Origin of the sequence: Paenibacillus thailandensis (genome assembly GCF_042685365.1) — a bacterium.
Lineage (GTDB): Bacteria > Bacillota > Bacilli > Paenibacillales > Paenibacillaceae > Paenibacillus_AP > Paenibacillus_AP thailandensis.
Map to the genome: position 1 here is coordinate 95,669 of NZ_JBHUMY010000032.1, position 25,920 is coordinate 121,588.

Here is a 25,920-nt window from a genome sequence, read left to right on the forward strand (position 1 = left end):
TTCCTAACGAGTATCCTTTTTTTACCCCTTAACGCTGCCAAGCTGCATGCCGTGAACGAAATACTTCTGCAAGAACGGGTATGTGACGAGGGTCGGAACGGAAGCGATGGTCGTAATACTTAAGGATTTCGTATAGCCGGCGCTTCTTGTCGGCACTGGCTTTCCTTCGCTTCACGAACCGACGCTTAGATTTCCAGCACGACGACCGACATCGGAGGCAATGTAACGCTAAGCCGATTTTGTATTCGAACGAAATCCCGAAACGGTTTAGGCGCGACCGCGTCCGGGGACGTGAACGTATTATGCGCATTGCGTTGCGCGGCGGTTAAGATTCTTCCCGACACGCGGGGATCGTCGTTCGTCACTCCGTTCAGTTCGATATCCAGCGTAACCGGGGCGGTATCGTCCAGATGGCAGAAGCTTACGTGGACGGTACCCGAGGCGTTCCTCGTGGCCGAAACGGTGACGCGTCGAATCGACTCCCCGTTTCGCTCGAATTCGCCCGCTTCGACATCAAGGGAGAGACGTTTCGCATCCTGATGTACTTTGAACATTTCGAACACGTGGTACGTCGGCGTAAGCACCATCTTCTCGCCCTCGGTTAGCACCATCGCCTGGAGCACGTTCACGGTTTGCGCGATGTTCGCCATCTGGACGCGGTCGCAGTGATCATGGAAGGAGTGAAGCGTGACGCCCGCTACGAGCGCGTCCCGGAGCGTATTTTGCTGATACAGGAATCCCGGATTCGTACCCGGCTCGACGTCGAACCACGTCCCCCACTCGTCGATGATGAGGCCGACGCGCTTCCCGGGATCGTATTTGTCCATGATCGCGCCGTGGTTTCGAAGCAATTCTTCCATAAAGAGCGCCTTCTTCATCGTGAGGAACCATTCGTCCTGCGTAAACTCGGTGGCCGATCCTTTTTCCGCCCATGTGCCCGGAATCGTATAATAGTGAAGGCTGAGACCGTCCATATACGCGCCGGCTTGCTGCATCAACACTTCGGTCCATTCGTAGCGGGCATCCGGGGCGCCGCCGGAGATTTTATAGATTTTGTTCTCCCCGTAATTTCGCACGTACGTTTGGTATTGACGGTACAAATCCGCGTAATACTCCGGGCGCATATTGCCGCCGCAGCCCCAATTCTCGTTGCCTACGCCGAAGTAGGTAAGCTTCCACGGTTCGCTGCGCCCGTTACGCCTCCGAAGATCCGCCATCGGCGACTCGCCGTCGAACGTCATATATTCGACCCATTCGGACATTTCGCGCACCGTACCGCTGCCTACGTTCCCGCAAATATACGGCTCGCATCCCAGCAGCTCGCAGAGCATCATAAATTCGTGCGTGCCGAAATGGTTATTCTCGACGACGCCGCCCCAATGCGTATTGACCATTCGTTTCCGTTCTTCCCGCGGACCGATGCCGTCCATCCAATGATATTCGTCGGCAAAGCAGCCGCCGGGCCAACGAAGGACGGGAATCGACAGCGCCCGCAGCGCTTCCAGAACATCGTTGCGGATCCCGTTCGTGTTCGGAATCGCAGATTGCTCTCCTACCCATATTCCCTCATAGATGCAGCGACCTAGGTGTTCCGCGAAATGCCCGTATATATTTCGATTGACGATGCCTGTCTCTACGTCCGCGCAAAGCGAACCTTTCAGCACGTTGCCGTTTGTCATCCGTTTCACCGCTCCTTATTTTCCGTTTTCTCAAGTGCGTATGCCGTCGCGATAATCTTGCGGCGTTAAGCCGGTCCATTTTTTAAAAAAGCGGGTGAAGGAATGCGCCGCTTCGTATCCCACCTTCGCTCCCACTTCCGAAATTTTCAGTTCGCCTTTCCGGAGCATCTCTTTCGCCGCCGCGAGTCTCGTTTCTTCGATATATTCGGATAAGTTCACGCCTCGCTCCAGCTTAAACAGCCGGGACAAATACGAGGGGTTAAAATGGATCACTTCCGCCAAACGAACGAGGGAAAGATCCTCGCCGATATGCTCTTCGACGTATGCGCAGATTTTATCGATCGCCGCGGCCGCTCGGTTCTGCTCTCCGCTCTGCCGCAACGAGAAGATCGCCGCCGCCGTATCCCGCAAGTACGCGAAACGTTCGCTCCACGACGGATAGAGCTCCGCCTGCATTAGCCCTTCCGCACTGACCTTCTCCCGCAGCTCCCAACGATTCACATACGAGAACAGCAGCAGCGCGATCGTATAATACAACTCCGTCAAGTAAGCGGCTCCTGCTCTTCCCGTGCGAACGGGTTCCGCCAGCTCGTCGAATACTTCGAGGAATTCCTCTTTCCTGCCGCTCTCCAAGAGCACCGTTAAAGCTTCGGCCTTATCCCGGGGAGACCGTTCCCGAAGCGAAGGAAAAGGATCCGATTCTTTCAAGAGCACTCTCTGAATCATGCGCGTCCCGTCACCGGCTCGGTAATGCTGCCGTTCCCTCAATTTCTCGTAAACGGAAGAAATTCGGTCCCATGCCGCCGGCTCATCCGCGAGGGCCACCGTTACCGTCGTCTCCAACGAATCCAGACAAGCTTGCTGAACGAGCTCGAACATCCCCTCCAGGTAACGGACCGTCTCTTCGTGCGTACGGGAAGAGATCGGCTGCACAAGCCAGACGAGGTCGTCGTACCTGTCGATGAAACCGACGCACGTTGCCTGCCCGGCAAAGAACGAATCGGACAGCATCTTAACGGTGAGCGCCCGATCCTGTCTGTAAGCATGCGACGGTTTCCCGTCCGTGTGCGTCAAGGAAGCTAGCGCGACTAACACGGGCGCCTCGTGATCGAGCCGAACGTTTAGCCTTCGGAAGTCTTCCCTCACCGTCTCGTCTTTCGGAGCGTCGAACAAAAAATTCCGGAAATAATTGCTCTGCGCCAACGTCTCGATCGTATCTCGATGCGCTCTGGATTGCTGAAGAAGATCGTGTATTTGCAATTCGTCCTCGACTTCCTTGACGGACTGCTTCACCGCATCGATGACCTTCGGGTAGCCTTCGCTCTTCAGCAAATATTTCACGCCGGGGTGCTGAATCGCCTGGTACACGTACTCGAAGTCGTTAAAGCCGGTAAGAAAGACCACTTTGCAGCGCGGCCAGCTTCGCCGAATCGCTTCCATAAGCGCCAAACCGTCCATCCCCGGCATCGAAATGTCGGACAATACGATATCGAACCGGGTACGATTCAGCCATTGCAGCGCTTCCTGCCCCGAATACGCTTTATAAATATCCAGCTCAAGGTCGAGTTTACTAAACACTTCGAACAGACCGTCCGTAATGATTTGCTCGTCGTCGACGATCAATAACCTATACATCGACTTCTCCCCTTCTTCTTGGCAGACGGAGCGTGGCCTTAAGACCTCCGAGTTCGCTTCGGGACACGTGCAACCCGCCGCTTCCGCCGAACGTCATGCGAACCCTGCGGTGGATGTTGATCATCCCCGTCGTCTCACCCCTGTCGTCCCCGTCCTGTAAAGAATGCGAGATCAACGCCAGTTTCTCTTCCGTAAGCTCGTCGCCGTTGTCCTCCACGACGATTCGAATTTCCTCTTCGTCCGTCTCGAAACGCACGACGATGCAACCGTTTTGCGCTTTCCGTTCCAAGCTGTGTTCGAAAGCGTTCTCAATGATCGGTTGTACGATCAGCCTGGGCACCATCAACGTTTCGAACTCCTCCGGCATCGATTCGAACGAAACGCTGATTCTTCGGGAAAACCGAAGGTCTTGAATTTCCGTATACATGCGCGCATGACGAACTTCTTGCTTCAAGGTGATTTCGTCCGAGGCGTTGCGCGTCACGAATTGAAAGTAGCTTCCGAGCAGCGTGGTGAATTGTTCGACCCGCTCCACGTCGCCCGTCTTCGCCATGGTGTTGAGGATAAAGAAGCTGTTATACAAAAAATGCGGATTGATCTGAGATTGCAGTTGTTTGAGTTCGGCGCGCTGCGCCATGATTTTCTGTTTGTACGCTTGGTCGATCAACGAACGCAAATTCGCCACCATTTGATTGAACCGGCCGTATAGATAACCGAACTCGTCCTTCGACTCGTGGGCGAGGAAAATGTTCAAATCGCCGTTTTCCATTCGGCGGAAACTTTTGACGAGCGTCAGCAGCGGCCTGTGAATGAACTTGTACGTAGACAACGCGTACACGGCGATCATCGACAGCGCAAGAATCGAAAACAGCCATGCCCAAGTATAGAACCGTTCCATCGGTTCCTGAACGACCCATTCCGGAATGAAACGATACATCGTAAAATCCAGCTTCGGGGAGTTGGCGCGAACAAGATAATATTTGTCCCCCGCGAGCGTTACGGTTTGCGAATCGGAGGCCGGCGCTAGCTCGGCCTGATGCAGTTCACTTCCCGCGAGCGCCCCCGTACCGCTTGTAAGCACGACCCCGCTGCTTTCGGGCATCAGCATCGTCCCGCTGCCGTCATATGTGTCGAAATGGCGGAGCGCTTCCCGCAATTTCTGATTGTCGAGCTCGATTTCGACGGTGAACAGCGGTTCCCGGTCCCTCATTCCGCTTTGCTTGGCCGCGCTTAGAAATAAACTCCCGTTCCATTCGATGACCTGGGACCCTCGGCCGAATTCGGAGCGAATGTTGTAATAGCGCTCCGAATCGAACGGCATCGCACCGTTCGACACGGACACCGACCGTTCGATCGTCGCGATATGCACGCTTACGTTTTTGATATACATACTGCTGCTCTGGATCGTAAACAAACGCTTCACGAGAGAGTTGATATGATCCATCCGATCGATCGTACCCATCGTCTGCCACGTCAAGGCTAATTCGTTCAAATCCTCGTCCTCGAGCAGACTATATTGCAGCAGCTTCATGCGTTCGATTTCATTCTCGAGATCGGTCAAGTAAAATTCGATTTGCGAGACCGCCGTCTTCGAGATATCCTCGCGCGCGGTTTCCACCAACCAGTTATATAGGTACACGCCGAGCGCCAACACCGACAGCATAATGAGAAGAAACGTAACGATCAAGCGAAGAAAGATCGTATTTCGCAGCGAAAAGACTTGACGATTGAGCAACATCTTAGCCCCCGAGGTTTTCTTCCATTATAGCTTGAAATCGCTTAACTTGGCATTCTCGGTTTCGCCGGCTATCCTTTCACGCTGCCGAGCACAATGCCCTTAACGAAATACTTTTGTAGAAAAGGGTACGCCATAATAATCGGAAGGGAGCCTAAGAAAATTTGCGAAGCCTTCAAGGTCCGATCGGAAATGAGCGCCAAGTTTAACATATCGTCTCGGGACATATTCGACAGATTTTGTTGAATGACAATCGTCTGGATATAACTTTGCAGGGGGTAATTGGCCGGGTCGCCCATCATAAGCAGCCCGTCGAACCAGTTGTTCCAATGCTCGACCATCGAGAACAGCGCCAGCGTAGCGAGCGCCGGCTTCGAGATCGGAACGTAGATCCGCCATAGCGTCGTCCAGTGGCTCGCGCCGTCGATGAGAGCGGCCTCCTCGAGCTCCTTCGGCACTTCCCTGAAGAAGTTCAACAGCAAGACGACGCTGAACACAGGTACGGCCGTGGGCAGAACGAGCGCCCAGATCGTATCGAGCAGGCCCAACTCTTTAACGGTAATGTACCAAGGAATCAGTCCGCCGTTGAACAGCATCGTGAGGAAGAACGCCCATGCGTACACGAGGCGAAATTTAAGGGCATGCGACTCTTTCGACAACGGGTAAGCGACCATAATCGTTAACAATAAGTTTAACGGCGTGCCGATCGCGATCCGTTTGAGCGACACTACCATGGATTGCCAAAACTCGGAGCGACTCGCCGCATACTCGTAAGACGCAAGCGTAAAATCGACCGGCCATAGCTTGACATATCCGGCCGACGCCGCGGCGCTCGAACTGAAGGACACGGCGATGATATGAATCAGCGGAAGGATGCATAACAATGAAACGAGAATCAGAAACGTCGTATTGACGACGGGGAAGCATTCGAACCGTCTTGGTCGCTCCACTCTTCCCTCTCCTCTCTAGAAAATTCGGTATTTCGCAAACTTGTAGGCGAAGAAATAAGAAGTCGAAATCAGGATCAACGAAACCACCGACTTAAAAAATCCGACCGCCGTCGCGACGCCGTACTGCGCGTCCAGCAAGCCGATCCGATAGACGAACGTATCCAAGATATCTCCGCTTTCGTATACTTGAGGGCTATATAGGTTGAACACTTGATCGAACCCTGCGTTCAACAGCTGCCCGAGGCTCAGCACCGAGAGCAGAACAATGACCATTCGCATGCCCGGAACCGTGATATGCCATATTTTATGCCAACGGTTCGCGCCGTCGATCGTAGCGGCTTCGTACAGCCCCGGGTCGATGCTTGTAATCGCCGCCAAATATACGATCGTCCCGTATCCGAAGTTTTTCCAAACGTCGGAGACGATGAGCGTACCCGGAAACCAATCGTTATCGCCGAGGAAAAAAACTTGCGGAAGACCGATCGCCGTCAGAAATCCGTTCACGATCCCGCCGGAAGGCGATAAAATGTCGATCAGAATGCCCCCGAGGACGACCCACGACAGAAAATACGGCAAATAAATCGTCGTTTGTACCGCTCGCTTCACGAACTCGTTCTTCAATTCGTTAAGCAGCACCGAGAATACGATCGGGACGATCAAGCCGAGAATCAGCTTCAGGCTTGCAATAAACAACGTGTTCCATAACACTTGCCCGAAGTTCGGCAAGTGCATGACGTACTCGAAATTGTCCCATCCGATCCATTTCTGATCCCCGAACAGTCCTTTGGCTGGAATAAACTTCTGAAACGCGATCATGATCCCGGCCATCGGAATGTACGAGAAGAGCACAATGAGCAGCAAGCCAGGCAAAATCATCACATGCAGCGGCAGCTCTCTCCTTATTTTCGTACCCACTCGAATCCCTCCGTCGCTAAGAAGTAAAGACAGCAGAGGAGGGAATCTTCATTCCGTCCTCTGCCCGCCGCCGTTATTTCGTCGCAGCGTACCATTCGTTCACTTCTTGCGTAATTTGGTCGCCGCCGAGCTGCTTCCAATCTTCGACGAATTTATCGAACGTTTCGATCGGTTCGCCGAGGATGATCTTCACGAACACTTCGTTTTGCAGCTTCTTGAGCGTCGCGTCTCGTTCGACCATCGTTGGCGTCGGGGCGCCGACGAACTTCTCCATCAGGAACTGATTATTCTTGTCATACTGGTCGACGACTCCCTCGGAGCCTTGTTCGCCGTAAATGCGTTCCCAGCCCCACAGCGCAAAGCCTTCCTCGGAACCCGATGCGAACATTTCCAACTTCTCTTGGATCGTCTTCGCCTCGCCCTTCAGCGTCGACGTATCGCCGGCTTTGCGAGCCGCGTCGATCGCGCGGAACGCTTCCACGTTCTTCTTGAGCGGATATGGCGTTACCGGAGACAACTGCCACACGCTCTCCGCTTCCGGCGGCGCGAAATATTTATTGAACTCCTCCGTCTCGCCCCAGTTTTTCTCAAGGTGCATGTTGAACAACTTAATAAGCGCTTCGGGATGTTCGGCGCCTTTCTTCACGGCCCAGAAACGAGTCGTGCTAAATTTAAGCGGCACCTTAGGCAGCTCTCCGGATTCCGAGACGATCGGGAACGCTTGCCATTGCGCGTTCGGATCGTTGTTTCGGTTCAGCTGGAGCGGCCAGATCGAGTTCCATTGTTCGCCGTATTCCATGCCGATCTTCCCGGCGGAAATTTGCTCCGATACTTTGCCTCCGTCCTTGATACCGAATTCCTGGTCGATTTCGCCGTTTTTGGCCATGTCTTGAAGCGCCTGCAGCGCCTTCCGTACTTCCGGCTGAATGCTGCCGTACACCAGGTTGCCGGATTCGTCCTCGACCCAGATGTTCGGGTAAGCATTGTAGCCGGCCATGAAGCCTTCCAGCCCCATCGCGCCGCCCCAAAGGTCTTTGGTCACCCCGAGTCCGAACGTATCCTTCTGCCCGTTGCCGTCCGGATCGTTCTCCGCGAACGCCTTCGAAATCGCCAGCACGTCGGACATCGTTTTCGGCGGCTGTAAGCCGAGCTTCTCGAGCCAATCCGTGCGAATCCAGAGGAACTGTGCCCGCTCGATCGAAGATTCGACCTGAGGAATCGCCATGAGCTTTCCGTCGAGCGTAACCGCGTCGAACGGACTGGAGCCTTCTTGCGTCAACACTTCTTTCGTCATCGGGGAGGCGTATTTCTCGTAGATGGCTCCCAATTCTTCGATCTGGTCGGAATCGGCCAGCTGTTTCAATTGTGTTGCGTTCACCGGAATGAAGTCCGGCAGATCGCCCGATGCCAACGTTACGTTGATTTTCTGCAAATATTGATCCGAAGTCGGACTGCCCTTCACGACCCAGTCGTATACGATCTTGATGCCGAGTTCTTCTTCATAGAGACGGGACCAACGATTATCCTCGAGCGTCTCGTCTTTCAATACGCCGAGTACGTTATTCTCTACAACGTCGCTAACGTCTCGAACGAACGACACTTCAATCGGAGGGTCGTATTTGCCGAAAGGCCCGTCGTTCGCGGCCGCCGCACCGGCGTCTCCGCTGCTGCTCTCGCCTTGGTTGTTCGCCGTCGGGCTTTGTTCCCCTGCCGTAGTTCCGCTCCCCCCCGAGCAGGCCGAGAGCACGACCGAAGTTAACAGCAGGACGGAAAGTCCGCGCATCAACTTCGTCCAAGTCAATGTGTTGTTCATCGTTCATCCCCCTTTTTTAGTTGCTTTCGCTTGATTACGCTTTCATTATGGAGCGTATAGACGGCACAAACAACGTACATATCTTTACTTCCTTACCCGATGTTTACGGAAATGAAAGCGCTGCACTTTTTGGAATGACGGTTCGATTCGCATGATGATAGCGTTTTATCGAACGAGTCTTGGATTTCACTTGAGAATGGAGATGCGTAAGATGAGAAAGCAAGGAATCCTTATCTTCCGTTTGATTCGCCAAATCCGCATTTTGTTCAGATGTGCTTTTAAAAACTCAAAGCTTTTGCATCAGGACTTCTTATATGCCAAGTGCTGATCGATCGGCAGTTTGATGATCATCCTCAGGCCCTCTAACCGCCGGATAACATGGCGTTCCGGCAAACAAGGCAATGCGGGCAAGAGCGAGAGCGCCTTTTCGCGCTTTTCCCGGTCTTGCCCGTTTTCCATGCCACTCTCCTTCGCAATCGCAAGAAGATGGGAAGTGACGCCTACATACTCACGGAAGGAGCGGATCCTTTCCTGCTCGAACCGGCAGAACGGCAGTAAAATTGAATATCCATTTATTGATGCTTAAGATAAAAGATAGCAAGCTGTGTTCGATCGCGAAACTGAAGTTTTTCAAGCAGTGTGGTTACATAATTTCGCACGGTACCTTCGCTCGACAAATACGGCCGCAGGAAGATTTTTCTCTATGGGATCGGCTTGTTTACTTTGTCTTCGCTAGGGGCGGGTCTCGCCCCCAATGCCGACATACTTATCGTGATGCGCGGAATTCAAGGGGGCGGCGCAGCCCTCATGGTTCCGCAAGTATTATCGGTCATTCAAGTGAACTTTCACGGAAAAACTCGAGGGGTCGCGCTTGGAGCATACGCCGCCGTCGGAGGGTTTGCGTCAACGATATCACAGCTGCTTGGCGGGTGGTTAATCACAGGGAATTTCCTCGATTTGGGCTGGCGAATGATTTACCTGATCAATCTGCCGATCGGCATTGCTGCGTTTGCGGTCGCCAGCTTCGCGGTGGATGAAAGCGCATCGGCGGAAGCCAAGGGCAAACGATTGGATACCGTCGGTACCATACTCGTTACTCTTGCTTTGCTTGCATTCAGCATTCCTTTAACATTTGGGAACGATTTGGGCTGGCCTGTCTGGTCGTTGACGAGCTTACTGCTCACTCCTGTGCTCATTTGGTACTTTGTACGTTATGAACAAAAAATAACGACACATCCCTTAACCTCTCCGTTGGTCAAATTGTCGCTTTTTAAGCAAAGGTCATTTTCGCTAGGGAATTTACTGGTGCTGCTATTTTACAGCGGCAACGCCGCTCTCTTCCTCGCCTTGCCGTTGCTGCTGCAAAACGGGCTCGGCGTAACGGCCTTTGAATCGGGGGTCATCTTCACTCCCCTTGCGCTAGGATTTGCGTTCATGTCGCTGACAGGCGGAAGATTGGCTGAGAAATACGGAAGGAAGACGCTTACGGCCGGCGTTCTTTTGCTGGGGTTGAGTTATCTGTTGTTCATTGCCCCCGGAACTTTCCTCGATCAAGCTATGTCGGGGTATGAACTGATGCCCGCTTCATTGCTGGCCGGATTGGCTATGGGTCTTCTTTCTGCTCCGATCAACTATGTCGCTCTTCGGCACGTTCAAGAGGAAGAAGCAGGGTCCGCATCCGGCATCTTATCCGCCAATTTGGAGATCGCTTATGCTATTGGAACGGTGTTGGCTGGAATGATCTTCCACAGAGTCTCCTCCGGCACCCTCTTCACGTCGTCGGCTTTCCTGGGCGCCTTCAATAATACGATCGCGCTTAACGGCTTGTACGCTGTACTGATGCTTGCCGTCCTTCGGCAGCTCCGTAAGATGTCGTAATCCGAACCTTTGTTCTGGAATCAAAACGAAAGAACAAATGACTTTTATAAATTATGGGGTCTATGAGCATGGGAGAAAATTAAAAATAATATCCGTCTCGATGAAGAGGAGCGACGAGCGACTTCAAGGATGGCCGAAATTTTGATCCAGTTTAAGGGGGCGCGAAAATATGTTATCTGCATGCCCCTCCACAATTTCAACGCATTCAGTTGTTCGTCTGGCGAATCCATGCCGGCTGCTGCATTAGTAATGAGACAGCCCTATAATAAACTTTCATATCGACAAAGATCCCACCCGATGCCGGGAGGGATCTTCGTCGTTGTATGCAAAACTTACTGCACCTGTAATTGCGCTTCATTAAACAATAGGTCGAAAGATTTTGTTTCTCTTAGTTGAAGACTCCATTCCTTCATCCTGTATCGAAAGGCAGGAGGCAAACCCCTTAGCCGTACATTATTCAATACTTTTTAACGATTCAATCATATTGATTTTGGTTACTTTCCTCCGAAGCAATAAGTTTGAGAAAATGGTGAGCCCGAATGCAAGAATAACAGCTATCAGCATGACCAACGGACTTAATCGATCCGGGATTTGCTGATGAGAGCTTGACAATGCCTCGACCACCAGGTCATACATATAGCCGCTGACCGGTAACGCTACAAGTACGGCAAAGGCGGTGAGTATGATGTTTTCAAAGAAGATCAGACGGTTTATTTTATGCTTGGGATAGCCTAACACCTTCAGTGTCGCCAGCTCACGGTTTCTTTCATAAATGTTTATGGACGATATCGTATAGATCGCGCCAAAGGAAAGAACGACGGCGCTAATGATAAACATGATAAAAAGAAAACTGTTTTGCCTCAATATATATTGAGCCGATTCCTTTAAATCGTTGTTATCGGCGATTGTATCTACCCGTTCATCTTGTTCGAAGAAATGACGAACGCTTGCAAGGTTTGCAACGCTGCCCGCCTCCACTAGAAGCGAAGTTGGATTGTAGTCGATGCCCAAGCTCTCCAGATACGTTTTCGTGCCATAAAACGACGGATTCGAATACTGGTTGGTTATTTCTAAAACCCTCATATTGACCGTTTTGTTAGCGAATTCTAACCCGGCGAACTTGATTTGAATGATATCCCCTTCCGCAATCTTATATTTGTCGGCATACGATTTGGGTACCAGCACACCATTGTCTTCCAAAGCGACCCGATTGTCGTTTTCGTCGAAGAAAGCAATGAGATTGTTTTCTTTCTCTGTTACAACTAACGTCGCATTTTCGTTTTCGTCACCCTTGATGAATTCCACGGGAAAGACGGATAAATCGTAACTGCTTATAATGCCGGCAGGCAGTTTTAAGGCACCCGGAATTGTTCCGCTCGTATAATCGACTCTTATATCGTAGGTATACACCTCTTCAATCTGGTCAGCTACCTTTTGTAAGGACGTTTGAGTGCCAAAAGCCGTGATCAACAACACCGTGCTCACCACAACGCCAACGGAGCTCGCTAACGCTTTTTGTTTATTTAGAAATATATTTCTTAAAATGAGTTTATAGCTGTAGGGAATACGATTCCAGATCCCTGGAAGTTGCTCGATGAGCAGCTTCTTCATCTTCTTGGTCGGCTTAGGACGCATCGCCTGAGCTGCGCGTTCTCGAAGTATCGCTATACTGCTCAAGTAACAAGCCAGAATACCGAAAGCACTCGAGAACAGAATGGGTGGAATGACAGAGAATAAGGATAAGGAGAAAGTAATGTCAGGCAGCGAATAAGATCTTGCATTCGACGCCTTAACGAATGGAATAAATACATTTGCGGCAATGACACAACCTAGAATGGAGCCTGCAATGCCTACGAGCACCGGGTATCCCATGTAATGAAGCATGATGTTCCTGTTTTTGATACCAAGCGCCTTCATGATGCCTACTTGATTTCTTTGAGAATCAATCATCCGCGACATGGTAAGGAATAGTATAATCGCTTCGATGATAAAGAGAAGCAGCGGGATCACCCTGCTCATCAACCTGTTATTATAGATCGTTTGCTGCAGCTGGGAATAATTGAATGTACGTTCTTTGCTAATTTGGTCGACATAAGCGAGCTTCTTGGATTGCGCTTCGATAGTTTGACCCAATTGGTCGATCTGGAAGCCTTCTTCGGCATCGATCAAAATTTCATTATAGTAAAAGCCGCCTGCGATGCGAGGTATGCCCGCTTCAGCCACATACGCGAATCCGGAGCTTTTATGGTCTTGGGTTTCGTTCTTTTTGGCATATTCCACATTTTCCCCCAAGCCGCTAACGGTGAACGTCACATTTCGGTCATTCACGTTTATTATCGTTCGATCGCCGACTTGATACTGATGCTCTTTGGCATAATGGGAATCTAACAAGATTTCATCCTTTCGTGACGGAAGACTGCCCTCTATCACCGTAGGCGTATTGATTTGATTGTTTTCAGGGATCGAATGGATTTTTAAGCTGGCTTTCGTATCTTCAAAAGCTTGCGTCGCATCAAAGGTGTACCGTCCTTCGATTTTGTCAATACCTTCGATTTCGCTTAATCCCGCCACGTCCTGCTTCGAAATTCGGCTGTAATAGACATTCAAGTCGCTTAAATTATGCTCTTTAAAGTAAACCTTCGAATAGGCGCTGAGATTATCGCTTAACGTGACAAGCCCCGCATAGAAAAAAGCGCCCACTGCAATAACGAGCACAAAGGCGATAAATTGCCCGATCGATTGCTTGATATCCCTCAACAATTTTATAAATAATTTCATGATCACCACTCGATCCCTTCCACACTTTGTTTGTTCTGATTCATCGTAACGCTTTCGATCTTTCCGCTTTTCACCTTAATGATTTTATCCGCCATAGGAGCAATCGCAGAGTTATGTGTAACCAGCACAACGCACTTCTTCGTTTCCTTGTTCAAATCTTGAAGCAGCTTTAAGACGGTCTTCCCTGTAACGTAATCCAAAGCCCCGGTCGGTTCATCGCATAATAAAAGCAACGGGTTTTTGGCAACGGCTCTTGCGATCGCAACGCGCTGCTGTTCTCCTCCGGAGAGCTGGGAAGGAAAATTCCTGATCCGGTTCTTTAACCCAACCTTATATAAAATATCTCTGGCATCCAGATGGTTTGTACATACTTCAGCGGCAAACTCAACATTTTCCAGCGCATTTAAATTTGGAATTAAATTATAGAATTGAAACACAAAGCCAACCTTTTCACCGCGATATTCGGTTAATTTTTTTTCGTTGAGCCTTGTGATGTCTTGACCGCCCACAAACACTTGGCCTGAAGTCGCCTTATCCATGCCTCCAATAATATTGAGAATCGTACTTTTACCTGCACCGCTAGCGCCAAGAACAACGACGAATTCTCCTTCCGATATGGAAAAATCAACGCCGTCAAGCGCCTTGATCGGCACTTCTCCCACTCTGTATTCCTTTGTTACTTTTTTGAATTCGATGAGCTTGTTCACATGCTCCACTCCTCATAAGTTTTTTCAAATAAGATTCTTCACAAAAATATCTATTAATTGGTAATTCAATTGTATAGACTCGGAACCTGGGGCACATCCACCTCCAGCATTTCCTTTTACTGGACCAAAGTCGGGTTAAAGCAAAAAGCACCCCCGGATCCCGTTAGGGAAGGAAGTGCTGTTCAAGAAATAAACCCTATAAGATGGTATGGGCTTCGCCCCTTTAACACAAAAGCCGACCCTGATTAAGGATCGGCTTTTGTGTAATGGAGCCAAGGTCGCCCTGGTAATAAACACGAATTTCCAAATTCGGAAACTCTCACTGTGGCGGCTCACTTCCGTCTTGTTATTAATTCATTCTTTGTGCCTCGTATGATGAGAGCGACATAGATTACAATGGCAACAGAATCGATTAACGTATCCATAAGTGCCGAAACATCATGAAATGCCGTTACGCCAACAATGACCATCAGCCGGATAATTAGAATCGACACGATCATCCGTGCGGCAAATCGGATTTTTGATTGATCGCTTTGCAAAGACATGAATAGGAATGCGAATCCGAAGACCAGGTTTTCCGACGTGATGATATGCCAGACGTACGTGAATACAATTCGGGTATCCATGGATTGCGAATTGCTTTCGAGGGTCGCCAGCAAGCCAGTTTGCCCGTTCCATGCGTGCGTGGCGGCAAATAGAAGCGCAAGAAGCCCTGCAATCAGATAATAATAATTCCTAACCCTTAAGTTCATTACACCCCTCCTCGCATATTCCCGGTTTAATCATTCGGATTTCCCGGTAAGTGTCGCGAACGATCTCTGCCAACCTTCGGTCACTTTCATGATTAAAGTCCCTTAGCGTTTCGGTTGCTGCGCTCAGCAGCCGGCTGACCTTTTCCAAATGGGCAATCTTCTTACGCGTTTCCGCATTCTTGGCATCGAGGAACGCCGCAACCTCTTCGCAGTATGCGGGGGATATATTTTCCATCCTGTGGAAACCAAACTTTCCCCTGATTTCATCTAAAGAAAAGTCGGCATACTGCATGATTTGAATATTCATCAAGTCGATGAGGTCGTCCTTCGAATACATTCGGTACCGATTGTCTTCCCTGGACGGCGATACAATACCGATCCGATCGTAGTACCGAAGAGTATCCTTCGATATCCCAAGCATCCGCGAAACCTCTTGTATAGAATATAAGTTTTTCATGAGTTCAAAATATCATTTGAGTTCACTCCAATGTCAAGTAAAAAAATGCCGCCACGAATATGGCGGCATTTTTTTATCGTATGGAGCCGAGGGGAATGTCCGAATCTCGATTGAACGGCTGACGAAGCTTACTCGGCGAGGACTTTTAGCGGCTCAACGTATACCTTTAAAAACATGAGTTACTAATTGCTCTACATAGTTTTTATCAATCGGATCCCCCGTAACAAGTAAGCGGTAGAAAATCGGACCGTAAATGAGATCCGTGCATAAAGCGATATCGAGATTGTTCTCCAGCTCTCCACGCTGAAGCCCCCGATTCATAATATTACGTACCTCAAGCCGGCGAGGCTGAACATAGCGGACCCGAAATGCCTCGGCCAATGCAGAATCAACCTGCCCCTCTCCTATAATCTCCAGAAGAATGGACCCCTCACGGCTTATCATAAACAGGGCCATATTCGTAGCATGTTCCAGAATATCTTGAAACACCGAACCTGTATCCGGCACAGGCAATCTTGCAGCCGCAGCAGATAGAAAACCGTCCATCACCACTGCAGCCTTGTTTGGCCACCATTTATAGATCGTAGCTTTGCTTACCTGGGCACGCTCAGCGATTTTCTCTACCGTAACAGCTCCAAAGCCGCTTTCCAACAATAATTCGTAAGAAGCGGAAAGGATGGAGCTTTGGGTTTCCATATTGCGCGGACGCCCTCTTTTTCCCTGCACATGAATCCTCCTTTGTCAAAATCCGCTTACTCCAAATAAACGATACGTTTAGTATACAAAATAAATCATTTGATAAAAAGTCTATTTACAAAACGATACGTACAGTATATTATTTCTAATAAGATTTACGAAACTGAACGTTTAGTTTTTATTTGGAGGAGGATATTTATGGTTAGTGAACAAGGTAAACAAGACAACCGTATATCAAGTTGGATGATGTTTCTGTTGGCAGCCGCGTGCGGACTTATCGCTGCCAATCTTTATTATGCTCAGCCCCTTGTAGGACCTATCCGCATTGCAACTGGCCTCACTGCCGCAACGGCGGGATTCATTGTTACAGTGACCCAAATCGGTTATGTAGCCGGGCTGCTGTTCATCGTACCGCTAAGCGACGTCATTGAAAACCGGCGTCTCACGGTTATCATGCTTATAGTTGCGGCTGGCGCACTGTTAACTGCCGGATTCGCACCCAATGCACCGTTGTTCCTTATCGCATCTTTATTCATTGGCATTGCATCGGTAGCAGCCCAGATTCTGGTCCCATTCGCAGCCTATTTAGCGTCCGAAGATCAGCGCGGCCGCGTAGTCGGCAATGTTATGAGCGGCCTCCTGCTCGGTATTATGTTCGCCCGGCCGTTGGCAAGCTTCGTAACCAGTTTTTGGGGTTGGAGAGCTATATTTATTTTGTCTGCAATCGTTATTTCTTTATTGACCGCCCTGCTATCATTTGCACTTCCGGTTCGTAAGCCATTTCCACCAGTACGCTACGAACAATTAATTCTTTCTTTAGGCGCTATTTTGCGACAAACTCCCTCGTTACGGCGTCGCGCTCTGTATCAAGCTTGTTTGTTTGGTGCTTTCAGTTTATTTTGGACTGTTGTTCCTTTACATTTAGCGGATCGTTTCGGAATGTCCCAAATAGGTATTGCATGGTTTGCGCTAGTTGGTGTAAGTGGGGCGATAGCTGCACCGATTGCCGGAAGATTAGCGGATAAAGGCTGGAGTAAAGGGTTAACGGGAATAGCCATGATTGTAGCCGTATTGTCTTTTTTGCTCATCCATCTGTTCCAAGGTTCTTCAACGTTTGCTCTGATTCTTCTCTTTATTTCCGCCATTACGCTTGACATGGCCGTATCGGGGAATCTTGTGATTAGTCAACGTACGATTTATTCATTGGGAAGTGAAGCGAGAGGACGCCTGAATGGACTTTTCATGGCCATATTCTTCGTAGGCGGAGCCATCGGTTCATCTTTGGGAGGCTGGTCTTATACCCAGGGAGGCTGGGGCCTCACATCTCTTATTGGAACGATCTTGCCGCTCTTGGCATTGGGTTACTTTCTCACCGAAAAAAGAACAACTGAACGGATTGAACATACAAGTCAGGGTAGTTGAATTAGATCCTAGGGGGATGTCCGAATCTCGATTGAATGGCTGACGAAGCTTACTCGGCGAGGACTTTTAGCGGTAGATTCAGACGCCGTGCTCGTCCGCTGAAGCATATTCGAAGAAGCTTACCCATTCGCTCCCTGCGCGCGGACTGAACCCCGGGGATATCGAAATTTTGATTTAAATATGCATGGATGTAATCTCGATGATGCAGAGCCTAGTCGTAAATTTCGATGCCGTGCTCCTTCGCTGTCGCTCCGTCCGCGCGGTCCGCCCCCTGGGCAATCCATAACATAAAAAATGCCACCACGAATGCGGTGACATTTTTTATGTTATGGAGCCAAGGGGGATCGAACCCCTGACCTCATCGCTGCCAGTGTGGTATGCACGGTATCCTGGTATGAACCGAAGTATCCGAAAGCCTACTCCAATGCGGGTTTTCGGACTTCGGTTTGTTTTTCCATATCCTTGAATTTCCGTTAATAATCTAGGGTTCGTGAGCATGAATGTGATCACAGAAATGACTATGCCAGTTTGGTATCATTTGGACTATCATCAATATTCGGTTCAACTTGTTTTGGAATAGGAGGGTGTTCATAGAACTGCTCAATAGGAGGCCGTTGTTTAATGAGTCCATCTATTTTATCTTCAATTCTGTCCATTTGCTGATTTGTTTGATGATCACTAATCAATGTGTATAAAATCATTATAATTTCAATCCATCTGAAGACTACTTCCCAGTACTTATCAGTTTCAACTTCATTTTCGTTGATGATTTCCGAAACATCGGTAGGACGCGGTGCAACTGTTATTCTCGATGGCAAATCAGCATTCCCGTACTTCGTTATGTGCTCATCTAGCAACCTTAATAATTCTTTGTGAAAATCAAAATTAAGGGTGTTGCCAGCAAACAATAATGGTCCCGCAACTAATTGCGCCGAAAGCTTTGGTGCGATCTTGGAGATATTAGGATATTCACTTTCTATATGTTTGGCAAGCCGTTCCTGCGCTTCACTAAGCTTAACGACCGCCTCCATAAATCCTTCAGGCATCTTAATGTTCAACCTTAGCTTACTCATTTTTTGTTCAAGTTCTCGAATAGACTGATTAATATCTTCTACTGGTTTGTTCGAATCAATAGCGCTTTTCAATATAATTCGCAGGTCTTGTGTCATGTATCCGTCTCCTTCGGAAATTTCTTTACCTGGATATGCCTCTCAATGCTTTGTATAACTCCTTCAAAGTCTTCCTTTACTTCATGATCCCATATCCTGATTACTGACCAGCCTTTTTGTTCATAGTAGATGGATACCTTTTGATCCCTGGCACGGTTCCGTTCTATCTTATTAAACCAGTAATCATAATTACTTTTAGGTATTCGGTAATGCAACTCACAACCGTGCCAAAAGCATGAATCCAAGAAGATAACTATTTTGTACTTCTTAATCGCAATATCTGGTTTTCCGAATAAACCTTTCACATTCTTTCTAAACCGATAGCCGCGCCGCCATAACTCCTTTGAAACACGATCCTCTAACTGAGTGCCTTTTGATCGGATTGCACTCATGTTCTTACTTCTCACTTCTTTAGAAATCCTATCTGCCAACGTCATCACCCGTCCCATTAAAGGTAACGCAGGCATCAGAGATGTCAGCATGGACATACCAATGGCTACTTTCAAATTTTATCCAATAAACTGGACATAATACCGTTGATGAAGCTCAGAATCAGAATTGAAATGAGGGACTGTACCCTCAATAGTTCTTCTCCAGATTGCGTCATATTCAGCAGCCGTAGCGAATCTGAATGTCATTACAGTACCCTGTTTAGTAATGAAGACAATCCTGTCATCGCTCGCTTCAACTATGTTACCTTCAAACATTCTGCCTCGATTAGTATCAAAAAACGCGATACTATCTGAATGCCCGTTTCGGCTTATGTTCACTCCAATAGCCAACAATGAATTTCGCTGATCATCAAGATCGACAAAATACAGTGTCGTTCAGTCATATTTCTGCTCCGTTGCCACCTCTCCGCATTTCTCGCATTCAACAGTACAATTCCGCTCATACTCAACCTTCCCATTCCCAGTTAATCCAACTGGATACTGTTCAACATCCTTAACTATCATGACTCCGCCACAAGAGCAAATAAACATGAACTTCACCTCTTCGAAATATCAAATTCATTGCCTATTCAAATATAGACCCCAATGAAGGGGTCTACAAATCAATTACAACTGCCGCTTTATCGCCGCGACAAAAAGGTCCTTGCTTGGCGGCGTTTCATACACTACAGCGTTCATCAAAACGCTATGTTCGGTTCCGACTACTTCCTTCAGCTTCAATCGATAATAGCCCTCTTCATCAGTTTCCGTTGGATCAAGAGTATATGACATAAACACAATACTGGTGTTTTCATCTTTTGGGTTAGTCGCGGCAAATCTGACGCGTTCACGGATGCTCTCAAATAGAACATCTTGAATAACAGCAACTATTTTCTTTCTCCAGGTAGAGTGGAAGTAGCCCTTCTTAATGAGCTGGGTAAGATACCGTTTATGAACGTTTGCTGTATTAAAGTTATATTTTGGACTTCTAATTAAGTCCGTTTGACTCAAATGGCTTGTGTATACATCAGAAACCGTTCCAGTAATATCGATGGCTTGAAGTTCGACTGATACAAAGTTGTCCAATGCAGGTAGATTGGAGGTATCACAGACAACCATATCCACGTTACCAATCTTACCCATTTTTATCTCACGTACTGCATTAATCTTATTACGTTCATACGGCCCAACCCATACATGTTCTAGGATATCCCCAACTATGTCTGCAGTATAGAATCGCTTAGGGCATACGATTACTGGACGGTCTTTTCTGCGGTTTTCTCTTGCACCAGTATACTTCCAAATAGAACAAACAGGAAAGGGATCATTAGTTCCATGACCCCTCTTTGAACAACGATCACTTGTATATGGACATATGTAACCCGCATTCACAGGCTCATGCATCTCTTCTGATGGACATCCTAATATCTCAAGAAAAATATCAGTGGACTTCAACCACTTTCGCCTCCAAAGTGTCTGCGCATTCGATCATCACTTGTATAACTTCTTCTCCAACAGCCTTTGCAAGTAATGGAGGAACAGCATTGCCGACTTGTTTATATTGTTCTACTTTAGGTCCTAAAAATCTGAAACGGTCGGGGAATGATTGAAATCTTGCCGCCTCCCTAACAGAAATAACTCGATCTTGTGTTGGATGGAAGTAAGCTCCCCAATGCGGATCGCATTTGGTCAATATTGTGCTGCTCATACCCTTGAGATGTAACCTTCCATATCTTTTGGTGTGGTCAGATCGTTTTGCCTTTTGCATACCAGCTGGTAACAATTCAACAGGAATATCGCGCCAACTTCCGCCTTGTTGAATATGCGCCAACCTTCTAAGATTAATCTCTGTCAAGTTTGGCGAGATATGGTTTAATACCTTATCCGATCCGACTCTCATATACTTCTGATAATCGAAGTTCGGTTCGGTTGTATACTCCATTTCTTCCACGCCATGGTTCACACCAATTGCAGGAAGGTCCATAATAGCTTGTTCGACATTTACAAATGGCTTATTATTACCGTCGTGCCTTGGTTCTGGGAAGCGAACGGGCAATCCCAATCTGTTACCAATAAAAATAATCCTTCTGCGCTCCTGTGGAACGCCGAACTCTTCTGCTTTGAGCGTTTTACTTTCAACATGGTATCCGAGTTCGCCTAGTGATCTAATGATTTCCTTAATTGCCAATCCGCCTTCAACCGAAGTCATTCCTGTGACATTCTCCATGATAATCCATTGAGGATTCAGGCCTTCAACTATTCTGATGTATTCTCTGAACAGACCTGACCGTTCGTCATGCATTCCTCTTTGATGGTTGTAGACACTAAATGCCTGACATGGCGGGCCGCCAGCAAGACAAAAGAGCTCGCCCCTCTTTAATCCAATCTTATTAAGAATGTCAGAAGCACTAATCTCCTGTATGGGTCCATCTAAGAATACGGATTCAGGATGATTGTGTTTGTAGGTAATCGCCGCATGATTATCAAAGTCATTCGCTGCAAGCACATTGAAGCCAGCTTGTCTTAAGCCTTCCGACAGCCCCCCCGCGCCCGCGAATAGGTCCACACAAGTGTAATTCATATTCGTACCCCTTCCTATCAATAAGACTAATTCGACAAAAACACTCAAAGTCCTTCAATGTTCCGATAATCTCATTATAGCAAACGTACGTTCTTATGTTAAGCCTTCTGATAATGAAAAACCGCAGAGGTTGAAATCTGCGGAAGGCTTTTGGTTCATTCAGAGTGCCTTTGTATGCTTACATCTCGGATATGAAGTACATCCCCAAAACTCCGTACCTTGTCTATTCTTCCGTTTAACCATCGAAGCTCCGCATTTACAGGCAACAGATGATGCAGCGGCTACTTCTTTACGAGACTGTGAAATCTGAGACCTAGATGCTGATTCAGTTACCATCTCAGTAGGCCGCTGTTTCTTGCTAGGCTGCCACTTGCTCCACGCCTTTAGCTTCAGCTCAATAAGTCCTCCATGCCAATACTCCACCCTGAATTGCTCAGCTTCCTTCTTAGCTGGAGCAGTTAAGTCTGATGTCGTTATAAGCATGGAAAGGATACAATCATGGTTTCTCTTCGCAGCGACCAGTTCTCGCACTGTCTGAACTGCTACCATATTATGATCGGCATAGCATTTGGCTTGTACAGCAGTTTTCTCGCCGCGTTTATCAATAATGACCAAATCAACACCGCCATCGTTACCGCCAATCCCAACTTCATTAACGACATAACCTTGATCACGGAAGTATAAGGCAAGTAACCGTTCAAACTCGGCACCTGACAGATCACTTAATCTGCTGGATAAAATGATTTCATCTGATCGGCATTCTTTTGAGGATCGTCTTTGTTGTGCCAGTCCTGATTTCCTTGCAGCTGGTTTTCTGGTCTTCTTACGCCTTTTCCTTGTCCAAATTGCTCCAATGATATCTGCAATGATTATAGAGCCTATCAAGATTCCAAAGAAGAATCCCCAGTGTAGGCCTGGGATATTGAAATACAAAGCAAGTCCGCCGATAATAAATAATCCCCGTAGAATATATGCAAGTTGCCTTCCCTCAGCGTAGTAAGTTCTAGCCATTTTGTGACTCCTTGCTCTCGGACTCATCGAAGATAGCATCCAACGCGCACCAAGAGTTAAAATATTCTGAACGAGTGCCTTCCTTATAGTGTACTACGCCAGTCATCTTTCCATTGAAACTGCTAAGCGGACAGCGGCAAAACAATTCTCTTCATGGTTGTATCCAACAATGATATCGACTTCTGTACTAGAATACAGCTTTTTCTCGCCATTCACTGGATTCAGGGAGTATGCTTCAAGCACGTAAACAGGGTATGGAATAGCAGAATCCTTATATGCTGAATCTCTTTTCAGGCTCTTCACTTGGATTTTAACAAACTTACCATGCTTCTCAGCAATCAGATCATAACGACTTGCTCCAGAGAGCGGGCGACTAACCGTATAACCAAGCAACATCAATCGTCCTGCGATCATTACTTCTCGTGCGTCTGCTAACTTTTGGTGACCTATCTCATTCAAATGAGTTACCCCCTGATTATGTAATTAGAAATGTAAGATATCCTCGTGCCACCTGCACTTCCTTGTAAGAAACATTAAGCTGCTCAGCTTGCTTGTAGTAGTCATTCACAATGTCTGGCTGCTCCTTTAGGAGCGTCATCAACTTGTACAGCAATCCGATTGGACTATGGTTAAGTAAATCTGTCTTAAGTACAATATAAGCATTTCTTGGTCCAGCTTTCGAAATAGCACCGAACTTTGTCAGGTTCTTAAAACGCTTTGCCACAGCAGTTTGAGATATGCCTAACATTTTGGCAATTTCGGTTTGTGATATTCGGCTTACACCGACAGTATCCTTGCAAGAGGATAATATGTTAATGACGGAAATGTAAGCATCTAATAGACATTGAGCATTTTCCTTTTGCTTATCTATACTAGCCAACACTGAACTCCACATCCTTATGAAAAAAGTTCAAGGACGAAACTGATATACGTGTCTATCGATCATGGGTAAACTGCCACTATCAATTCCAACTTTCATTCCAGTATTCGACATAAACGCAAATATATCCCAGATTGTAGAGAAACCCACGTTTTTTTAAACGTCGGGTTTCTCTTTTTCTTTTTGATCCTCTGTTGGAAGGGTGTAGACGGAGATAACTCCCCTTACGCCCTCCTTTCAAGATGGAGGGCGATCTTCTTCATGTTCTGCACAGCAGCGGTCATCAACGCTTGTTCCATCACGTTGTTCAACCCCCGCAAACGGCAATAGCGAAACCCATGGAGCTGTTTAGCGTCCGCGAAGCTTCGCTCAATCGTTTCTTTTCGTTTGCGGTATAGCCTTTTGCCTGACTTGCTTAGGCGATTTAACCGAACTTGTTCTTTGCTGTCCTCCCAGATGTGCCGGGTCACAATCTTCCGCGTATTGCGGGAACGTGTACATTGTTCCAGTGCAGGACAATTTGCGCATTGCTTCGGATCAGAAGCGTACTGACGGTATCCGTTCCGATCTGTTGTCCGGTAAATCAGCTCTTGCTTTTGTGGACAAATATACACATTTCGCTCGGCATCATAGGTGAACTTCCATTTTGCATACAAGCCTTGCGTGGGATGAAACCTACGGTGTGCAATGACACCAAAGATCTTGCGTTCTTCAAGCCCTTTACAAATCGGTGTTGTCATGTAGCCGGAATCTAGAGCAACTGCTTCAACTTTAAAACCAAACCGTTTACGCTGGCGATCTAACCGAGAGAGATATGGAACGGAATCATGAACATTTCCGGCGGTTACGAAAACATCGGTAATGAGGTTGTACTTCACATCGACGGTACGGTGGTCTAGATAAAAGAAGCCCTCGGGATTGCCTTCTCGAAACATATATCCGCTGTCTGGGTCGGTTGTACTGACCTTCACTTCTTTGTCTTCGTTCACCTCCTCTCGTGGCTTTAACGCTTTTTTCCTTGTGCTTGTCGATCAGCTTCAATCGCAGCATTCAGTTCATCTAGATAGTCGCGTGTGTTCTGCTGAACCTGTTCTTTTGTATATTTGTGCTTATTAGCATTGGCTTTGATATGTGTAGAATCCGAAATGAGTACACGCCCGCCAACCATACGATGCGAGATCGCTTGCAGTACAATCTCATCGAAGATGTCTTGAAAGACCGAAGTATCTTTGAATCGAGTCCGGCGGTTCCAACTGATCGTGGTATGATCCGGAACGCGATCGGTGAGTCCAAGTCCCAAAAACCAGCGATATGCGATGTTGGTTTGAATTTCACGTTCTAACTGGCGCTCTGAACGAATGCCGTAGAAATAGCCCAGAAAAATCATTTTGAAGAGGACGAGAGGATCGATAGCTGGGCGCCCATTATCTTGACAGTATAGATGGCGGACCTTCTCATCGATGAAGGAAAAGTCGATATACTTATCGATCTTACGAAGCATATGATCCGCGGGTACAAGATCTTCGATGGTAACAAATTCGTAATTTTGTTGTTTATCTCGATTAGAGCGCAGCATAGACGACACCTACCGTTCGTATTTGTTAATACTATTATACTATATTAACGCGGTGTCGCGTTAAATTATTTGAACCTAAAGAAGGCTGTCGAGACTTTCTCGACAGCCTGCCACCACGAAAGTGGTGACATTTTTTTATGTTACGGAGCCAAGGGGGATGTCCGAATCTCGATCAAATAACTGACGAAGCTTACTCGACGAGGACTTTTAGCGGTAGATTCAGACGCCGTGCTCCTCCGTGAAGCGAATTCAGTGAAGTTTTTTCGTCCACTCCGTCCGCGCGGGCGAACCACAATTCGGGAGTTCTCTCCCCTAGGCAATCCATACAAAAAACGCCACCGCGTAATGCGGTGACGTTTCTTTTTGTATGGAGCCAAGGGGGATCGAACCCCTGACCTCATCGCTGCCAGCGATGCGCTCTCCCAGCTGAGCTATGGCCCCGTATAATGTTAACGACAAGGAATAATATACTATATCCTGCGATGAAATACAAGCTTTTTTTGCGAATTTTATTCCGATTTATCATGTATTTGCTTCGGTACGCATAGGTATGCAGCCGAATCACCACTCCGCCATCGACAGACTGCGGCTTTGACGGGGAGGCAGCTTGGCCCCGCCCGTTATTCATCCCAGCCGCGAGGCACAGCCTTAGGCCGTTTCTTCCTGCGCAGCAGCTTCTTCAGCCTCGGCTCCTCCTTCTTTTCCTCCAAAATCCGTTTAATTCCGTGCATCAGCAGCTTGGATCTCATATCGTTGTTGTGGCTGATTTTACGCATCTCCGAGAAAAAGTTGTTGTCCAATTCGTTTCCCTTCCTTAAATCGAGTAATCCGTTTGAAATGATCCGGTATATCTGA

Annotated in this window: 23 protein-coding genes, 1 tRNA gene and 2 pseudogenes; 2 read left to right on the top strand and 24 right to left on the bottom strand. The window is 47.9% G+C overall.

Features of this window, described 5'->3' with window-relative positions; translation table 11 throughout:
- Positions 1–21: 21 nt before the first annotated feature.
- From ACFSW5_RS21120 to ACFSW5_RS21160, 9 genes and pseudogenes are all read right to left on the bottom strand, one after another.
- Positions 22–120 (bottom strand): annotated as a pseudogene (locus tag ACFSW5_RS21120) (carbohydrate ABC transporter permease); the annotation flags it as partial.
- A 65-nt stretch (positions 121–185) separates the two neighbouring features.
- Positions 186–1,679 (bottom strand): alpha-N-arabinofuranosidase, encoded by a 1,494-nt coding sequence (locus tag ACFSW5_RS21125; protein WP_379277553.1) that lies wholly within the window; start codon positions 1,677–1,679, stop codon positions 186–188.
- Between the two features lie 30 nt (positions 1,680–1,709).
- Positions 1,710–3,314: a response regulator transcription factor gene (locus ACFSW5_RS21130; RefSeq protein WP_379277555.1), complete on the bottom strand. Its 1,605-nt coding sequence runs from the start codon at positions 3,312–3,314 to the stop codon at positions 1,710–1,712.
- Positions 3,307–5,052 carry a sensor histidine kinase gene (locus ACFSW5_RS21135; RefSeq protein WP_379277558.1) on the bottom strand — a complete coding sequence of 582 codons (1,746 nt, stop codon included), beginning with the start codon at positions 5,050–5,052 and terminating at the stop codon, positions 3,307–3,309. Before ACFSW5_RS21135 ends, ACFSW5_RS21130 begins: the two co-directional genes overlap by 8 nt.
- Before the next feature lie 68 nt (positions 5,053–5,120).
- Positions 5,121–5,999, bottom strand: coding sequence for a carbohydrate ABC transporter permease (locus tag ACFSW5_RS21140; protein ID WP_379277561.1), 879 nt, complete (start codon positions 5,997–5,999; stop codon positions 5,121–5,123).
- A 15-nt stretch (positions 6,000–6,014) separates the two neighbouring features.
- On the bottom strand, positions 6,015–6,914 hold the full coding sequence (locus tag ACFSW5_RS21145; protein ID WP_379277564.1) for an ABC transporter permease: 900 nt from the start codon (positions 6,912–6,914) through the stop codon (positions 6,015–6,017).
- A 73-nt stretch (positions 6,915–6,987) separates the two neighbouring features.
- Complete coding sequence (locus ACFSW5_RS21150) at positions 6,988–8,727, bottom strand: extracellular solute-binding protein (RefSeq protein ID WP_379277567.1); 1,740 nt, start codon at positions 8,725–8,727, stop codon at positions 6,988–6,990.
- A gap of 300 nt (positions 8,728–9,027) precedes the next feature.
- Positions 9,028–9,186, bottom strand: coding sequence for a hypothetical protein (locus ACFSW5_RS21155; protein ID WP_379277575.1), 159 nt, complete (start codon positions 9,184–9,186; stop codon positions 9,028–9,030).
- 113 nt (positions 9,187–9,299) lie between these two features.
- Positions 9,300–9,398 (bottom strand): annotated as a pseudogene (locus tag ACFSW5_RS21160) (DNA-binding response regulator); the annotation flags it as partial.
- 52 nt (positions 9,399–9,450) lie between these two features.
- Between ACFSW5_RS21160 and ACFSW5_RS21165 the strand changes: the two are divergent.
- Positions 9,451–10,605 (top strand): MFS transporter, encoded by a 1,155-nt coding sequence (locus ACFSW5_RS21165; protein ID WP_379277829.1) that lies wholly within the window; start codon positions 9,451–9,453, stop codon positions 10,603–10,605.
- A gap of 453 nt (positions 10,606–11,058) precedes the next feature.
- Here ACFSW5_RS21165 and ACFSW5_RS21170 read toward each other — a convergent pair whose 3' ends face one another.
- From ACFSW5_RS21170 to ACFSW5_RS21190, 5 genes are all read right to left on the bottom strand, one after another.
- A complete protein-coding gene (locus ACFSW5_RS21170; protein ID WP_379277832.1) occupies positions 11,059–13,383 on the bottom strand; it encodes an ABC transporter permease in 2,325 nt (774 codons plus the stop codon).
- A gap of 2 nt (positions 13,384–13,385) precedes the next feature.
- Positions 13,386–14,090: an ABC transporter ATP-binding protein gene (locus ACFSW5_RS21175; RefSeq protein ID WP_379277577.1), complete on the bottom strand. Its 705-nt coding sequence runs from the start codon at positions 14,088–14,090 to the stop codon at positions 13,386–13,388.
- A 332-nt stretch (positions 14,091–14,422) separates the two neighbouring features.
- Positions 14,423–14,842 (bottom strand): hypothetical protein, encoded by a 420-nt coding sequence (locus tag ACFSW5_RS21180; protein ID WP_379277579.1) that lies wholly within the window; start codon positions 14,840–14,842, stop codon positions 14,423–14,425.
- The gene (locus tag ACFSW5_RS21185) at positions 14,826–15,299 is read right to left on the bottom strand and encodes a MerR family transcriptional regulator (RefSeq protein WP_379277582.1); all 474 of its coding nucleotides are present in this window, start codon (positions 15,297–15,299) and stop codon (positions 14,826–14,828) included. The genes ACFSW5_RS21180 and ACFSW5_RS21185 overlap by 17 nt, the downstream gene beginning before the upstream one ends.
- A gap of 153 nt (positions 15,300–15,452) precedes the next feature.
- A complete protein-coding gene (locus ACFSW5_RS21190; RefSeq protein ID WP_379277585.1) occupies positions 15,453–16,025 on the bottom strand; it encodes a TetR/AcrR family transcriptional regulator in 573 nt (190 codons plus the stop codon).
- Positions 16,026–16,193: 168 nt separating this feature from the next.
- Here ACFSW5_RS21190 and ACFSW5_RS21195 point away from each other — a divergent pair, with 168 nt between their 5' ends.
- Positions 16,194–17,417, top strand: coding sequence for an MFS transporter (locus ACFSW5_RS21195; protein WP_379277587.1), 1,224 nt, complete (start codon positions 16,194–16,196; stop codon positions 17,415–17,417).
- Between the two features lie 518 nt (positions 17,418–17,935).
- Here ACFSW5_RS21195 and ACFSW5_RS21200 read toward each other — a convergent pair.
- The 10 genes from ACFSW5_RS21200 to ACFSW5_RS21245 all read right to left on the bottom strand — a co-directional run bounded on the left by ACFSW5_RS21200 (position 17,936) and on the right by ACFSW5_RS21245 (position 25,865).
- On the bottom strand, positions 17,936–18,586 hold the full coding sequence (locus tag ACFSW5_RS21200) for a hypothetical protein (RefSeq protein WP_379277589.1): 651 nt from the start codon (positions 18,584–18,586) through the stop codon (positions 17,936–17,938).
- Positions 18,583–19,074, bottom strand: a complete 492-nt coding sequence (locus ACFSW5_RS21205) for a very short patch repair endonuclease (RefSeq protein ID WP_379277591.1) — start codon at positions 19,072–19,074, stop codon at positions 18,583–18,585. Before ACFSW5_RS21205 ends, ACFSW5_RS21200 begins: the two co-directional genes overlap by 4 nt.
- 570 nt (positions 19,075–19,644) lie before the next feature.
- Positions 19,645–20,472, bottom strand: coding sequence for a NotI family restriction endonuclease (locus ACFSW5_RS21210; protein ID WP_379277594.1), 828 nt, complete (start codon positions 20,470–20,472; stop codon positions 19,645–19,647).
- Positions 20,459–21,598, bottom strand: coding sequence for a DNA cytosine methyltransferase (locus tag ACFSW5_RS21215; protein WP_379277598.1), 1,140 nt, complete (start codon positions 21,596–21,598; stop codon positions 20,459–20,461). Before ACFSW5_RS21215 ends, ACFSW5_RS21210 begins: the two co-directional genes overlap by 14 nt.
- Before the next feature lie 159 nt (positions 21,599–21,757).
- Complete coding sequence (locus ACFSW5_RS21220) at positions 21,758–22,609, bottom strand: restriction endonuclease (protein ID WP_379277600.1); 852 nt, start codon at positions 22,607–22,609, stop codon at positions 21,758–21,760.
- Positions 22,610–22,711: 102 nt separating this feature from the next.
- Positions 22,712–23,068, bottom strand: coding sequence for a group I intron-associated PD-(D/E)XK endonuclease (locus tag ACFSW5_RS21225; RefSeq protein WP_379277602.1), 357 nt, complete (start codon positions 23,066–23,068; stop codon positions 22,712–22,714).
- A 16-nt stretch (positions 23,069–23,084) separates the two neighbouring features.
- A complete protein-coding gene (locus tag ACFSW5_RS21230; protein WP_379277604.1) occupies positions 23,085–23,489 on the bottom strand; it encodes a winged helix-turn-helix transcriptional regulator in 405 nt (134 codons plus the stop codon).
- Positions 23,490–23,713: 224 nt separating this feature from the next.
- Positions 23,714–25,065 (bottom strand): IS1182 family transposase gene (locus tag ACFSW5_RS21235; protein WP_379277606.1). Its coding sequence is split into 2 segments (ribosomal slippage): positions 23,714–24,498 and positions 24,498–25,065, totalling 1,353 coding nucleotides; the frame shifts between segments, so codons are not numbered across the junction.
- Positions 25,066–25,433: 368 nt separating this feature from the next.
- Positions 25,434–25,506: transfer RNA gene (locus tag ACFSW5_RS21240), tRNA-Ala, on the bottom strand.
- Between the two features lie 179 nt (positions 25,507–25,685).
- Positions 25,686–25,865 (bottom strand): hypothetical protein, encoded by a 180-nt coding sequence (locus ACFSW5_RS21245; RefSeq protein WP_379277608.1) that lies wholly within the window; start codon positions 25,863–25,865, stop codon positions 25,686–25,688.
- Positions 25,866–25,920 lie beyond the last annotated feature (55 nt).